At 74.6% G+C, this 13,517-nt stretch carries 12 protein-coding genes; 10 read left to right on the forward strand and 2 right to left on the reverse strand.

The features are described from left to right. Positions 1 to 327 precede the first annotated feature (327 nt). From MHY29_RS02225 to MHY29_RS02235, 3 genes are read left to right on the forward strand one after another with little or no spacing between them, the layout of a single operon-like run. Positions 328 to 960 (forward strand): biotin transporter BioY, encoded by a 633-nt coding sequence (locus MHY29_RS02225; protein WP_239238081.1) that lies wholly within the window; start codon positions 328 to 330, stop codon positions 958 to 960. Then, positions 957 to 2,204 (forward strand): class I adenylate-forming enzyme family protein, encoded by a 1,248-nt coding sequence (locus MHY29_RS02230; RefSeq protein WP_239238082.1) that lies wholly within the window; start codon positions 957 to 959, stop codon positions 2,202 to 2,204. The genes MHY29_RS02225 and MHY29_RS02230 overlap by 4 nt, the downstream gene beginning before the upstream one ends. After that, the gene (locus tag MHY29_RS02235; RefSeq protein WP_239238083.1) at positions 2,201 to 3,394 is read left to right on the forward strand and encodes an acetyl-CoA C-acyltransferase; all 1,194 of its coding nucleotides are present in this window, start codon (positions 2,201 to 2,203) and stop codon (positions 3,392 to 3,394) included. The genes MHY29_RS02230 and MHY29_RS02235 overlap by 4 nt, the downstream gene beginning before the upstream one ends. 44 nt (positions 3,395 to 3,438) lie before the next feature. On the opposite strand, the gene MHY29_RS02240 is transcribed toward MHY29_RS02235, so the two are convergent. Next, positions 3,439 to 3,888, reverse strand: a complete 450-nt coding sequence (locus MHY29_RS02240) for an acyl-CoA thioesterase (protein WP_224356253.1) — start codon at positions 3,886 to 3,888, stop codon at positions 3,439 to 3,441. A gap of 50 nt (positions 3,889 to 3,938) precedes the next feature. Between MHY29_RS02240 and MHY29_RS02245 the strand changes: the two genes are divergently transcribed. Both MHY29_RS02245 and MHY29_RS02250 read left to right on the forward strand, forming a co-directional pair. After that, positions 3,939 to 4,718 (forward strand): energy-coupling factor ABC transporter ATP-binding protein, encoded by a 780-nt coding sequence (locus tag MHY29_RS02245; protein WP_239238084.1) that lies wholly within the window; start codon positions 3,939 to 3,941, stop codon positions 4,716 to 4,718. After that, the gene (locus MHY29_RS02250) at positions 4,718 to 5,353 is read left to right on the forward strand and encodes an energy-coupling factor transporter transmembrane protein EcfT (protein WP_224356255.1); all 636 of its coding nucleotides are present in this window, start codon (positions 4,718 to 4,720) and stop codon (positions 5,351 to 5,353) included. Before MHY29_RS02245 ends, MHY29_RS02250 begins: the two co-directional genes overlap by 1 nt. Positions 5,354 to 5,368: 15 nt before the next feature. Here the strand turns inward: MHY29_RS02250 and MHY29_RS02255 are convergent, their stop codons facing one another. After that, the gene (locus MHY29_RS02255) at positions 5,369 to 5,992 is read right to left on the reverse strand and encodes a TetR/AcrR family transcriptional regulator (protein ID WP_239238085.1); all 624 of its coding nucleotides are present in this window, start codon (positions 5,990 to 5,992) and stop codon (positions 5,369 to 5,371) included. A 110-nt stretch (positions 5,993 to 6,102) separates the two neighbouring features. On the opposite strand from MHY29_RS02255, the gene MHY29_RS02260 reads away from it, so the two are divergent. The 5 genes from MHY29_RS02260 to MHY29_RS02280 all read left to right on the forward strand — a co-directional run bounded on the left by MHY29_RS02260 (position 6,103) and on the right by MHY29_RS02280 (position 13,483). Next, positions 6,103 to 7,800: a long-chain-fatty-acid--CoA ligase gene (locus MHY29_RS02260; RefSeq protein ID WP_239238086.1), complete on the forward strand. Its 1,698-nt coding sequence runs from the start codon at positions 6,103 to 6,105 to the stop codon at positions 7,798 to 7,800. Between the two features lie 72 nt (positions 7,801 to 7,872). Beyond that, entirely contained in the window at positions 7,873 to 9,087 is a 1,215-nt protein-coding gene (locus MHY29_RS02265) for an acetyl-CoA C-acetyltransferase (protein WP_239238087.1), read from the forward strand. Between the two features lie 47 nt (positions 9,088 to 9,134). Further along, positions 9,135 to 11,363, forward strand: a complete 2,229-nt coding sequence (locus MHY29_RS02270; protein WP_239238088.1) for a 3-hydroxyacyl-CoA dehydrogenase NAD-binding domain-containing protein — start codon at positions 9,135 to 9,137, stop codon at positions 11,361 to 11,363. Next, complete coding sequence (locus MHY29_RS02275; RefSeq protein WP_239238089.1) at positions 11,360 to 12,256, forward strand: CoA transferase; 897 nt, start codon at positions 11,360 to 11,362, stop codon at positions 12,254 to 12,256. The genes MHY29_RS02270 and MHY29_RS02275 overlap by 4 nt, the downstream gene beginning before the upstream one ends. Positions 12,257 to 12,301: 45 nt before the next feature. Further along, entirely contained in the window at positions 12,302 to 13,483 is a 1,182-nt protein-coding gene (locus MHY29_RS02280; protein WP_239238090.1) for an acyl-CoA dehydrogenase family protein, read from the forward strand. Positions 13,484 to 13,517 lie beyond the last annotated feature (34 nt).

A 13,517-nucleotide genomic window follows, 5' to 3' on the forward strand; every position in this document is an offset into this window, starting at 1 on the left:
GCACGACGTCGGGCGTGGCTCACGACGGGCGTCGGCGGGGAGGGCTCGCGCGCGGGCGCGAGGCGTGGGGGTCACCGCTGGGACATCATGGTGTGAACCATGTCACGGATCGGGCAGAGGGGCAAGGCCGTCGGCCGGCGGCGACGACGGGCCGCCGGGTCTCGCACGACACCGGGGGACACGCCGTGCGTTTCGCGCACGAAAGTGTGAGGAGGGGCGTTCGTCTCGTGCGCGAAGACGGGGAGGGCGGGGCGCGCGTGTAGTCTGCTGACACTCTCCTGAACGGTGTTCAGGAGCCCTCGCACCCGCATCGCACCCAGGAGCACCATGACCTCCCACTCCGCGCCGCAGACCGCCGTCGTCGACGCGCCGGCCACCCGCCGCCCGCGCCGTTCCCCCGGGGCCGACCTGGCCCGCATCGCCGTGATGGCCGCGCTCATCGCCGTCCTCGGTGCCATGCCCGGCATCCCGGTCCCCGGCATCCCCACGCCCATCACCCTGCAGACGCTCGGCGTCATGCTCGCCGGCCTGGTGCTCGGGGCCTGGCGGGGCGCGGCGTCCCTCGCGCTGTTCCATCTGCTGGTCGCCCTGGGCCTGCCGCTGCTGGCCGGCGGCCGCGGCGGCGCCGCCGTGTTCGTGGGCCCCTCCGCGGGCTTCCTCTGGGGTTGGATCCCGGGCGCGTTCGTCGTCGGCCTGCTGTTCCACCTCTACCTCCGCGGCCGCCGCGACGGCCGGAACACCGGCGGGCTGGTCGCCGCGGCCCTCACGGCCTGCGTGGTCGGCGGCATCGCCGTCATCTACCTGTTCGGCATCCCCGGCATGAACCTCTTCGGCGGCGTCCCGCTGGACAAGGCCGCGATCGGCTCCCTCGCGTTCATCCCCGGCGACCTGCTCAAGGCCGTGGTCGCGGCGCTGCTGGCCGCCGGACTCTGGAAGGCGTACCCGCGGGCCTTCGCGTGAGCCCCCTCGCCCCCGTCGCCGACCCCGCCGCCCGCCTGGCCTTCCTGGCGGATGCGGACCACGCCGCGGTGCTCGCCGAGGCGGTGGCCGTCCGCGCCCGCGGCGGGGTCCCGGTGGTGGGGGACGAACGCTGGCCCGCCGACCTCCGGGCGGCCCAGCGGGAGCACGCCGTCGTCCAGCTGCACCGGCTCGCCGCGCGGGACCCGGACCTCGCCGCCCGCGTCGGCTGGGCGGCCTTCACCTCGGGGTCCACGTCCCGCCCCCGCGTGGTGCTGCGCACGGACGACTCCTGGCGGGCCGGCCACCCCCACGTCGCCGCGTGGCTGGGCCTGGCCCCCGGCGAGGCCATGCTGACGGCCGTCCACCCCGTCTCCTCCATGGCCCTGCACGCCACCGCCTGGTGCGCGGCCACGGGACATCGCCTGGCGGTGTCCCCGCACGCGCGCCTGACCGCGGCGGACCTCACCGGACCGGCCGCTCTCAACGCGACCCCCTCCCAGCTCACGGACGCCCTGGACCTGCTCGACGACGGCGCCCCCTCCACCCTGCGCGTGGCCCTCGTCGGCGGGGACCGGCTCCCGGCCGGCGCCCGCGAGCGCGCCGCCGCCCACGGGCTGCGGACGGTCCACTACTACGGCGCGGCCGAGGCCAGCTTCGTGGCCGTGGACCTGGACGGGTCCGGGCTGCGCCCGCTGCCCGGGGTGGAGCTGGAGGTGGCGGAGCCGGACGTCCTCGCCGACGCCGACGGTCCGCGCACCGGCGTCCTGCGCGTGGCCTCCCCGCAGCTGGCGGTCCCGGACGACTCGCGCCTCGCCTCCGGCGCCCCGCGCTGGGACGCGGAGGGACGGCTCACCACGGGCGACCGCGTCACCTGGGATCCCGCCGCCGGGATCCTCACCGTGCACGGCCGCGCCGACGAGGTCGTCCTCACCGCCGGCGCGACCGTCTCCGCCGCGGACGTGGAGGCCGAGCTGGCCGCCGTCGCCGGCGCCGACGGCCGCCCGGTGGCCGCCGGGGTGCTGGTGCTCGGGGTGCCGGACCCGCGGCTGGGCCAGCGGGTCGCCGCCGCCGTGGAGCCCGCGCCCGGGGTGGCCCCGGAGGACGCCCTGGCCGCGCTGCAGGCGGCCGCCCGCGCCCGGCTCTCCCCGGCCGCCCGGCCCCGCCGTTGGGTGGCCGTGGGCCGGCTGGAGCGCACCGGCAGCGGCAAGATCCGCCGCGTCACACCCCCGGAGCTGCGCCCATGAGCGCCGTCGGCCTGGATGCCGCGCCCGTGTGGATCACGGCCGTCTCCCGCACGCCCGTCACGGCCCGCTCCCGCGCGCAGGCGCACCTGGGCGCCGGCGAGCTGGCCGCCGGCCCGGTGGGCGAGGTCGCCGCCGGGACGCACCCGGCCGCCGTCGTGCTCGGCAACGGGGCGGGCCCCGGGGGCAACGTGGCGCGGATCGCCGCGCTGGCCGCGGGGCTGGGCGTGGCCACGCCCGGCTGGACCGTGGACGCGCAGTGCGGGGCGGGGCTGGTGGCGGTCGCGCAGGCGGCCGGGCACGCCGTCGCGACGGGCCGGGCGTGTGTGGGCGGCGGCGTCGAGTCGCCGAGCACGGCTCCCGAGCGCTCGATCGACGGCGTCTCCTATGCGCAGGCGCCCATGGTCCCGGCCGGCTGGGACGACCCCGGGATGACGGCCGCCGCCGATGCCCTCGCCGCTGCGCGGGGCATCGGCCGGGCCCGCCAGGAGTCGTTCGCGGCCCGCTCGCACGTGCTCGCCCTGGCCGGGGGCCTCCGCCTGCCCGACGACGACGGCCCCCGCCGCCTCGCCGCCGCCGCCCTCGCCCGGTTCCGGGCCGTGACGCCCGGCGCGGACTCGGCCACGGCGGTCACCGGGGCGACGGCCGCGCGCATCGCCGACGGCGCTGCCGCCGTGCTCGTCACCCCCCACAGCGCTGTCGTGCGTGAAACGGACGGCGTGTCGACCGCTTCCGTGCGCGGTGTGGACGTCCTCCGCCCCTGCCGGGTCCTCTCCTGGTCCCTCACCGGGGTGGACCCGGCCCTGCCCGGGCTCGGGCTCGTGAGCGCCGTCCGCGACGCGCTGGACGCCGCGGGCCGCACGCTGGAGGGGGTGGCCGTCGTCGAGCTGGTGGAGGCCTACGCCGCCCAGGTCCTGGCCGCCCTGGACGACCTCGGCCTCACCGGCGTCTCCGGCACCTCAGCCCCGGGCGCCTCGGGCCCCGCCACCGCACACGACCCCTGGGGCGTCGACCCGCGCGTCAACGCGGCCGGCGGCGCGCTCGCGCTCGGGCACCCGTGGGGCGCGTCGGGTGCCGTCGCCGTGGTCCACGCGGTGCGGCGCCTGCAGGCCGAGCCGCCGGGCGCCGTCGGACTGGCCGCGTGCGCCGTGGGCGGCGGCATGGGCGCGGCGATGGTCCTGGAGGTCGCCTGATGCCCGCCCCGGTGGCCCGTCCCGCTCTGCCGACGCCGCCCGCCTCAGCGGGAGGTGTCGAGGGGGAGGCGGTCCCGGTCGTAGGTGATGTCCGTGTACCCGTGGGGCTGTGGCCTGCCCTCTTCGTCGAGGGAGACGAACACGATCTTGTCGATCGTCAGGATGACCTCCCCCGTGACGATGTTGCGGACCTTGGCGCGCATGGTCAGGGAGGTGCGGCCGAACTTCACGGCGCGCAGGCCCATCTCGATCATGTCGCCCTGCCGGGCGGACGCGCTGAACTCGATCTCGGAGATCAGCTTGGTCACCGAGCGCGGGTTGCCGAGCTGGATGATCGAGTAGATCGCCGCCTCCTCGTCGATCCAGCGCAGCAGCGAGCCGCCGAACAGCGTCCCGTTGGCGTTGAGGTCCTCGGGCTTGACCCACTTGCGGGTGCGGTAGGAGACGTCGTCGTCCTCGTGCGCGGTCAGGTTCGGGGCGTGGTGCGTGGCCATGGTCACACCGTATCCCCGCCCGTCCCCGCCGGATCCGGAAGGATGGTCGTATGACAGGCCGCACCCCTCCCACCCGCGCTCCGCACGACGACGACGCGGCCGTGCGCCTGGCCGGCGTGCAGGTCGCGGCCCCCGGGGGCCCCGTCCTCCTGGACGGTGTGGACCTGCATCTGACGGCCCCGCGCGTCGCGGTGGTCGGGGAGAACGGCTCCGGCAAGTCCACGCTGGCGCGCGCCGTGGCGGGGCTCGCGGAGGTCACCGCCGGCGAGGTCGCGGTGCACGGCGTGGACGCGGTGCGGGACGTGAAGGCGCTGCGCCGCACGGTGGGCATGGTGTTCGCCAATCCGGCCGCGCAGATGGTCATGCCCACCGTCCGGGAGGACGTGGAGCTCACCGTGAAGGCCCTGAAGGACGACGCCGGCCGCCGCCTGTCCCGGGCCGAGGTCGCCGCGCGCGTGGACGCGGCGCTGGCCGAGCACCGGCTCACGGACCTGGCGGAGCGCCCCTGCCTCTCCCTCTCCTCCGGGCAGGCGCAGCGCCTGGCGATGTGCTCCGTGCTGGTCGGCGCCCCGCGACTCGTGATCGCGGACGAGCCCACCTCCCTCCTCGACGGCCGCCACCGCCGGATCGTGGCCGACCGCCTGCTCGGCGGGGCGGAGCGAGGGGAGTTCCAGCTGCTGCTCGTCACCCACGACCTCGACCTCGCCCGCGCCTGCGACGCCGCCGTGTGGGTGCACTCCGGCCGGGTCGAGCGCCACGGCCCGGCCGCCGAGACGGTGGCCGCCTACGAGGCCTTCCTCGACGACGCCGTGGCCCGGGAGCTCGCCTGATGCTCTCTCTGCACGTCCCCGGGGACTCGCCCCTGCACCGCTGCCCCGCCGGGGCGAAGGTCGCCGCGCTGGCGGTCTGGGCCCTGGTGGTGACCCTCGCCCCGGTGAGCGCGCTGACGGCGGGGGCGTCCGTCGTCGTCGGCGTGGGGGCGTACCTGTTGGGCTTCGGCCTGCGGCGAGGCGTGCGACTGCTGGCCGCCGACCTGCGCGGGCTCTGGGTGTTCTACGCGGTGCTGTTCGCGGCGCAGTGGCTGTTCACCGACCTCCCGACGGCGGCGCTCACCACCGCACGGGTCCTCGGCCTGGTGCTCGCGGCGCAGGTGCTCACTCGCACGACGCGGATCGCGGAGATGGCCGGCGTCGCCGAGGCCGTGCTGGGGCCGGTCACGCGGATCCCGTGGCTCGGGCCGAGGCTGGCCCGGGCGGGCGTTCGGCCGGACCGGGTGGGGCTGGCCATGGGCCTGGTGCTGGCCTCGGTTGGGCACCTGCGGGGGCTCGCGGAGCAGATCCGCGCGGCGCAGGCGGCCCGCGGGGTGCGCATGGCCCCGTGGGCGTGGGTGCTGCCGCTGCTGGTGCTGTCCCTCAAGCACGCGGACGACGTCGGCGACGCGCTCGCGGCCCGCGGGATCGACTAGGGGGCGGCGCCCGCCTCAGCGGCGGTCCTCCTCCGGGGCGGGGCCGACGACCACCCGCACGGGCGGCATGGGGGCGACGTCCGACGCCCCCTTGAGCGTGTGGCCGAGGCGGTTCCACGCGCGCTCGGCCACGGGCGCCACCAGGAACACCGCCACCTGCCGGACCACGGTGGTGAACACGGAGGTGCGCAGTCCGCGGCGGGGGTCCAGGCCGCGGTCGATCAGCTGGCGGGTCTGCTCAGCCGAGAGGTCCACCAGCCGGTCCAGGACGCTCTCCCCCGAGGCGCGCGACGCCGTGAGGGCCTGGGCCAGGTAGCCGCCGATCAGGGGGCGTTCCTGCAGCAGCTCCTGGAACGCCGCGTCGCGGGCGGCGGAGATCTCCAGCGGAGTGCCCTCGAGGGGGACCGCCTCCAGGGTCGCGCGGACGAGGTCGATGATGTCGTCGTCCACGGCGCGCGTCAGGCCGTCCTTGCTGCCGAAGTGGTGCCGGACCAGCCCGGGCGCCACGCCGGCGTGCCGCCCGACGTCGCGGATGCTGGCCGCGTGCTCGCCGCGTTCGGCGTACAGCTCGAGCGCGCTGAGACGGAGGCGGGCGGCGGAGGAGAGGTCCTCGCGGGTCAGGGGTCGGGCTGTGTCCACCGCCTCAGACTAACCGACGGAGAAAGGAGTTGTGCGATCGTGCAATGAATGATTCACTCGTTCGCAGAGTGTGATCTCCACCACAAGCGTCCGCGATCGTGAGGATAGCCATGAACTCCGCCACCGCACCCGTCCTGGGGACGCCCTCCACCATGGGCGATGACGAACAGCTCACCACCTCACGCCTGTTCCGGGACGCGGCCCGGACCTACCCCGACCAGTCGATCACCCACCGCACCATCGACGGCGAGTGGAAGGTCACCGACTACGCGGCGACCTGGGAGCGGATGCAGCGCGTGGCCGCCGGCCTGGCCTCGCTCGGCGTGGGGCCGGGGGACCGTGTGGGCCTGCTCCTCTGGAACGACCTGCGCCACTTCGAGTGCTATTTCGCGGTGCCGCTCACCGGCGCCACCATGGTCCAGCTCAACCTCCGGCTCGCGCCGCAGGACCTGGCCTACGTCATCGGTCACAGTGGGGCCCGCACGATCGTCGTGGACGCCACCCTCCTGCCGCTGGCCGAGGCGTTGGGGCCCCACCTGCCGGAGGACACCCGCTGGATCGTGGCCACGGACGGTGCGCTGCCCGACTCCTGGGCCGGGCGGGCGGACACGATGTCCTACGAGGACCTGATCGAGCGGAGCGCACCGATCGAGGACGCCCCGGACATGGACGAGAGGTCCGCCTCCGGTGCGTGCTACACCACGGGCACCACGGGCCGGCCCAAGGGTGTCTTCTACTCGCACCGGGCCACCTGGCTGCACGCGTTCGCGATCGCCGCGAACACCGGCATGACCATGGACGACACGGTCATGCTCCTGACGCCCATGTTCCACGCCCAGTGCTGGGGCCTGCCCTACGCCTCCGTGGCGGTCGGCGCCCGAGTGGTCCTGCCGGGCCGCTTCACCATGCAGGACACCGCCCTGCTGACGGAGTCCCTCGTGGAGCACGCCGTCACCGTGGCCCCGGCCGCACCCGCCATCCTCCTGCCGATGCTCCACTACCTGGAGGGGATGGAGGAGACGCCGCACCTGCCCGGCCTGCGGTTCCTGTGCGGCGCCACCGAGCCGCCCGTCGCGCTGATGCAGGGCTTCGACCGCCTCATGGGCGCCGAGATCATCCACGCCTACGGGGCCACCGAGACCTCGCCGGTCGTGTCCGTGAACCGACTGCGTCCCGCCCTCGCCGAGCGGCTCTCCGAGGACGAGCAGTGGGACCTCAAGCGGTACCAGGGCCTCGTGGTCACCGGCGTGGACGTGAAGGTCGTCGACCCGATGGGCCAGCCGCTGCCGCCCGGCGAGCGCAACGTCGGCGAGGTCATGATCCGGGGCCCCTGGATCACCCGCTCCTACTTCGAGAACCCCGAGGCCACCGAGAAGGGGTTCGACGACGAGGGGTACTGGCGCTCCGGTGACGTGGGCCACCTCTCGGAGGAGGGCTACCTGAAGATCGCGGACCGGATGAAGGACGTGGTCAAGTCCGGCGGCGAGTGGATCTCGAGCATCGACCTCGAGAACCACCTCCTCACGGTCCCGGGCGTGTCCGAGGCCGCCGTGGTGGGCGTGCCGCACCCGACGTGGCAGGAGCGCCCGATCGCCCTCGTGGTGCGCACCGCCGGCGCGGACCTGAGCGAGGAGCAGGCCAAGGCCGCCCTCGGCGCCCGGTTCGCCTCCTGGCAGGTCCCGGACCGCGTGCTCTTCGTCGACGAACTGGACCGCACCTCGGTCGGCAAGCTCGACAAGAAGCGCCTGCGCCAGGTGTACGCCGACGCCCTCGCCCAGGGCGAGGGCCCCGGCGCGCCCTCCGCCTGACCCCCTGATCCGACCACCGGGCCGACGCCCGGTCCGAACCCCAGACCCCGAACCCCTCTGAAGGAGATCCCCGTGACCCGGGACGCCTACCTCTTCGACGCCGTCCGCACCCCCCGCGGGCTCGGCAAGCCCTCCGGTTCCCTCCACGAGGTCAAGCCGGTCGACCTGCTCGGCGGCCTCTTCGACGCGCTGCGTGAGCGCCACCCCGAGTGGGACCCCGCCGGGGTCGACGACGTCGTGCTCGGCGTGGTCACGCCGGTCGGCGACCAGGGCGGGGACATCGCCCGCGTCGCCGCCCTCAAGGCGGGCATGCCGGAGTCCGTGGCCGGCGTGCAGCTGAACCGGTTCTGCGGCTCCGGGCTGGAGGCCGTCAACCAGGTCGCGGCCCGCATCCGCTCCGGCTGGGAGGACATGCTGATCGCCGGCGGAGTCGAGGCCATGTCCCGCGTGCCCATGGGCTCCGACGGCAGTGCGTGGGCCATGGACCCCGCCACCGCGCTGGACCTGCACTTCGTGCCGCAGGGGATCTCGGCGGACCTCATCGCCACCCGCCAGGGGTTCTCCCGCGAGGACCTGGACCGCTTCGCGGTGCAGAGCCACCACCGCGCCGCGCGGGCCTGGTCCGAGGGCCGCTTCGAGGGCTCCGTCATCCCCGTGACGGACATGAACGGGCTGACCGTCCTGGACCGGGACGAGACCATCCGTCCGGACGCCTCCCTCGAGACCCTCGCCGGGCTGCGCCCCTCGTTCGCCGCGATGGGCGAGCAGGCCGGCTTCGACGCCGTCGCCCTGAACCGCTACACGGACGTGGACGAGATCCACCACGTCCACCACGCGGGCAACTCCTCCGGCATCGTGGACGGGGCGGCGCTCACCCTGATCGGCGGGGAGGAGGCGGGACGGCGGGCCGGCCTGACCCCCCGCGCGCGCATCGTCTCGGCCGCCGTCGTCGGCTCGGAGCCCACCATCATGCTCACCGGCCCGACGCCGGCCTGCCGCAAGGCCCTCGACGTCGCCGGCATGACGGCCTCGGACATCGACCTCGTGGAGATCAACGAGGCGTTCGCGGCCGTGCCCCTGCAGCTGATGCGGGACCTGGGCTGGAGCGAGGAGCAGACCAACGTCAACGGCGGCGCAATCGCGATGGGCCACCCCCTCGGCGCCACCGGCGCCATGATCCTCGGCACCCTCGTGGACGAGCTCGAGCGACGCGACCTCCAGACCGGCATCGCGACCCTGTGCATCGGCGCCGGCATGGGCGTCGCCACCATCGTCGAGCGCGTCTGAGCGCCACCCCCCGACGCCCGCCCCCACGGCAGAGAGACACGACAGACATGACCGAGAACACGATCACCTGGGACCAGGACGCCGAGGGCGTCGTCACCCTGACCATGGACGACCCGACCGCCAAGGTCAACACCATGAACGGCCACTGGCAGGAGTCCATGAGGGCCGCCGTGGAGCGGCTCGAGCAGGAGCGCGAGTCGATCACCGGCGTCATCCTGACCAGCGCCAAGAAGACGTTCTTCGCCGGAGGCGACCTCGACCAGCTCGGGCCGTCCGGGCCCGAGGACGCCGAGGACGTGTTCGCGATGACCGAGCACGTCAAGTCCCTCCTGCGCCGCCTGGAGAAGCTCGGCCGCCCCGTGGTGGCCGCGATCAACGGCGCCGCCCTCGGCGGCGGCCTGGAGATCGCCCTCGCGTGCCACCGCCGGGTGGCCGTGGACGATCCCCGCATCAAGGTGGGCCTGCCCGAGGTCACCCTCGGGCTGCTCCCCGGCGGCGGCGGCATCACCCGCCTCGTGCGGATGCTGGGCCTGGAGAAGGCCCTGATGGACTGGCTGCTCCAGGGCACCCAGTACCGTCCCGCGCAGGCGAAGGAGAAGGGCGTCATCGACGAGCTCGTCTCCTCCCCGGAGGAGCTGCTGCCGGCTGCCCGCCGTTGGATCCTGGAGCAGGGCGCCGCGGCGGCGAAGGCCCGCGAGGGCGGCCCCGAGGAGACCGACGAGGCGCTCGGCGCCCCCTCCTACGCCGTCAAGCCGTGGGACCGGAAGGGCTTCCGGCTGCCCGGCGGCACCCCGCAGCAGCCGCAGCTGGCCTCCCGCCTGCCCGCGTTCGCCGCCACCCTGGTCAAGACCCTGCACGGTGCGGACCTGCCGGCGCCGCGGGCGATCCTGTCCGCGGCCGTCGAGGGCGCGCAGGTGGACTTCGACACCGCCTCCCGGATCGAGACGCGGTACTTCACGAGCCTGGTGACCGGCCGGGTCTCCACCGCGATGGTGCAGGCCTTCCACACGGAGATGGGCGCCATCCGCGCCGGCGCCGGTCTGGGCGAGCGCGTCTCGGAACGCCACACCATCGCCACCGCGGCCGTGCTCGGCGCCGGCATGATGGGCGCCGGCATCGCCCACGCCCTCGCCACGAGCGGCATCGACGTGGTGCTCAAGGACGTCTCGAAGGAGAACGCCGAGCGCGGCAAGGCCCACTGCGCGGACCTCGTGGGCAAGGCCGTGGCCCGCGGCCGGATGGACCAGTCCGCCGCCGACGAGGTGCTGGGCCGCATCCGCACCACGGACGACTACGCGGACATCGCCGGGGTGGACGCCGTGATCGAGGCCGTGTTCGAGGACTTCGACCTCAAGTCAGAGGTGTTCGCGGAGGTGGAGAAGGTGGTGGGCCGGCAGACGCTGCTCTGCAGCAACACCTCCACCCTCCCCATCACCCAGCTCCAGGGCCCGCGGGAGCGCGCCGCGGACTTCGTGGGCCTGCACTTCTTCTCCCCGGTGGACCGCATGAAGCTCGTCGAGATCATCCGGGGCGAGCAGACCTCGCAGGAGACCGTGGAGCGCGCCTACGACCTGGTCCAGCAGATCCGCAAGGTCCCGATCCTCGTGAACGACGGCCGGGGCTTCTACACGTCCCGCGTGTTCGGCACCCTGGTGCTCGAGGCCGCCGCCATGGTGGAGGAGGGCGTGGACCCGCAGCGCGTCGAGCGCACCGCGCGCCAGGCCGGCTTCCCGGGCGCCCCCCTGGCCATGCTGGACGAGGTCTCGCTCACCCTCACCCAGCACGTCCGCCGCGAGGCGGAGAAGGCCGCCGAGGCGGCCGGCACCGAGCGCGCCGAGCAGCCGGGCGAGCGGATCGTGGACCGCATGGTCGAGGAGTTCGACCGCCCGGGCCGCGCCCGCGGCGCCGGGTTCTACGAGTACCCGGCGGAGGGCCCCAAGCACCTCTGGCCCGGGCTGCGCGAGCACTTCGCCGCGGAGGTGGACGTGTCCGACGAGGACCTGAAGGACCGCTTCCTGTACCGCATGGCCCTGGAGACCGCCGCGTGCTTCGAGGCCGGCGTCCTGACGGACACCGCGTCTGCCGACATCGGCGGCATCCTGGGCATCGGCTACCCGCCCCACACCGGCGGCCCCGCCACGTTCGCCACCAACCGCCCCGGCGGGCTGGCCGACTTCGTCTCCCGCGCCGACGCGCTCGCGGACGCCTACGGCGAGCGCTTCCGCCCGTCGGACTGGCTGCGTGAGCGGGCCGCCGCGGGTCAGGGGCTGGCATGAGCGCCGGGGACGGCGCCTCCCGCGTCCCGGCGGGCGACGCCGCCGTGCCCGGCCCCCTGGCCGACGTCGCGGTGGTGACGATCGCGCTGAACCTGCCGGGTCCGCTGGCCGCCTTCCGGCTGGCCGAGCTGGGCGCGCAGGTGACCACGGTCCTGCCGCCCGCGGGCGATCCCGTGGCCACGCTGGTCCCGGCCCTGTACACGGAGCTGCACGCCGGCATGGCCGAGCTCACGCTCGACCTCAAGCAGGACGGCGACCGGGCACGCATGGAGGAGCTCCTGGCCGGGGCGGACGTGCTGCTCACGTCCCACCGGTCCGGCGCGCTGACGCGGCTGGGCCTCGACGCCGCCGCGACGGCCCGCCGCCACCCCCGCCTGGTCCAGGTGGACATCACGGGGTTCCCCGGAGAGCGCGCCGACGTGCCGGGCCACGACCTGAACTACCAGGCCGAGGCTGGCCTCCTCGAGCCGGGGCACCCACCCCGGGGGCTGCTGGCGGACGTGCATGGTGCGGAGCGGGCGGTCAGCGCCGCCCTCGCGGGCCTGCACGCCCGGGACCGGGACGGCCGGGGCGGCGGCGTCGTCGTCGCCCTGAGCGACGCGGCCCACGCCATGGCCCTGCCCGCGCGGCACGGCATGACGGACCCGGGCTCGCCTCTCGGCGGCGCCAACCCGTTCTACGGCGTCTACCCGGCCCGGTCCGGGCACGTCGCCCTCGGCGCCCTCGAGCCCCACTTCGCCCACGCGATGGTCGAGGCGCTGCAGCTCGATCCCGACGGCGACGTCCGTGCGCAGCTCACCGCCGCGTTCGCGGAGCGCGACGCCGACGCATGGCAGTCCTGGGGCGAGGAGCGGGGCATCCCGCTCACCGCCCTGGCCGGCCCCACCGCTTGACCCCCACGACTCAGCACCCCCTCGAACGACCTCCAGGAGCCCCTCATGACCACCACGGATTCCCGCACCCGCTCGCTGATCGACGTCGACGTCCTCGACTACCACCGCCTCCTGACGCCCGAGCAGCAGGAGAAGCTCACGGAGATCCGCGCCGCCCTGGCCGAGATCGTCACCCCACACGTGGCCGAGGCCTGGAGCCGGGACGAGTTCCCGCACGAGATCGCCCGCCGCGTCGGGGAGCTGGGCTACAACCACGTCAGCGGCATGACCGAGGACCCGCTGTTCCGCGGGCACCTGATGGCTGAGCTGGCCCGCGCGGACATCTCACTCAGTGTGTACTTCGCCCTGCACAACGACCTCGTTGGGGCCACCCTGGAGGCCCTGGGCTCGGAGGAGCAGAAGCAGACGTGGCTGCCGGGCCTGTACGCGATGGAGTACACCGGCTGCTTCGCGCTGACCGAGCCGGAGCACGGCTCCGACGTCGCCGGCGGCATGGCCACCACGGCCCGCCGAGAGGGGGACGAGTGGGTGATCAACGGGGCCAAGCGGTGGATCGGCAACGGCACCATGTCCCGCATCGCGATCGTGTGGGCCCGGAACGAGGAGGACGACCAGGTCAAGGGCTTCATCGTGGAGACCGACACCCCCGGCTACGAGGCCACCAAGATCGAGCACAAGACCGCGGTGAAGATCGTCCAGAACGCGGACATCACCTTCACGGACGTGCGCATCCCGGCGGAGAACAAGCTGGAGAAGGCCAACACCTTCGCGGACACCAACGTGATCCTGCTGGGCTCCCGCAACGGGTTGGGCTGGCAGGCCGTGGGCGCGCAGCAGGGCATCCTCGATGCCGCCCGCCGCTACGCGCTGGAGCGCACCCAGTTCGGCCGGCCGATCGCCGGGCACCAGCTGGTGCAGTCCCTGCTCGTGCAGATCGCGGCCAACCTGGCGGCCACCCTGGGCATGGCGCACCGGGCGGTGCAGCTGGAGGCCGCCGGGGAGGTGTCCATGACACAGGCCTCCCTGGTGAAGCTGAAGACCTCTCAGATGTGCCGCGAGTCGGCCGCGCTGGGCCGGCAGATGATGGGCGGCAACGGCATCCTCGCCGACACCGGACTCGGCCGGTTCTTCTGCGATGTCGAGGCGATCTTCACGTACGAGGGCACCTACGAGGTGAACTCGCTGATCGTGGGCCGCGGCCTCACCGGTCACTCTGCCTTCCTCTGAACCCCCTCCGACGACCGCCCCACCAGACCAGGAG

The sequence above is a fragment of the Micrococcus sp. ACRRV genome (assembly GCF_022346985.1).
GTDB lineage: Bacteria > Actinomycetota > Actinomycetes > Actinomycetales > Micrococcaceae > Micrococcus > Micrococcus porci.

Coding starts and splice junctions, on each gene's coding strand:
- MHY29_RS02225 (WP_239238081.1), top strand. CDS start 328: ATGACCTCCCACTCCGCGCCGCAGACCGCCGTCGTCGACGCGCCGGCC.
- MHY29_RS02235 (WP_239238083.1), top strand. CDS start 2,201: ATGAGCGCCGTCGGCCTGGATGCCGCGCCCGTGTGGATCACGGCCGTC.
- MHY29_RS02240 (WP_224356253.1), bottom strand. CDS start 3,888: ATGGCCACGCACCACGCCCCGAACCTGACCGCGCACGAGGACGACGAC.
- MHY29_RS02245 (WP_239238084.1), top strand. CDS start 3,939: ATGACAGGCCGCACCCCTCCCACCCGCGCTCCGCACGACGACGACGCG.
- MHY29_RS02250 (WP_224356255.1), top strand. CDS start 4,718: ATGCTCTCTCTGCACGTCCCCGGGGACTCGCCCCTGCACCGCTGCCCC.
- MHY29_RS02260 (WP_239238086.1), top strand. CDS start 6,103: ATGAACTCCGCCACCGCACCCGTCCTGGGGACGCCCTCCACCATGGGC.
- MHY29_RS02270 (WP_239238088.1), top strand. CDS start 9,135: ATGACCGAGAACACGATCACCTGGGACCAGGACGCCGAGGGCGTCGTC.
- MHY29_RS02275 (WP_239238089.1), top strand. CDS start 11,360: ATGAGCGCCGGGGACGGCGCCTCCCGCGTCCCGGCGGGCGACGCCGCC.
- MHY29_RS02280 (WP_239238090.1), top strand. CDS start 12,302: ATGACCACCACGGATTCCCGCACCCGCTCGCTGATCGACGTCGACGTC.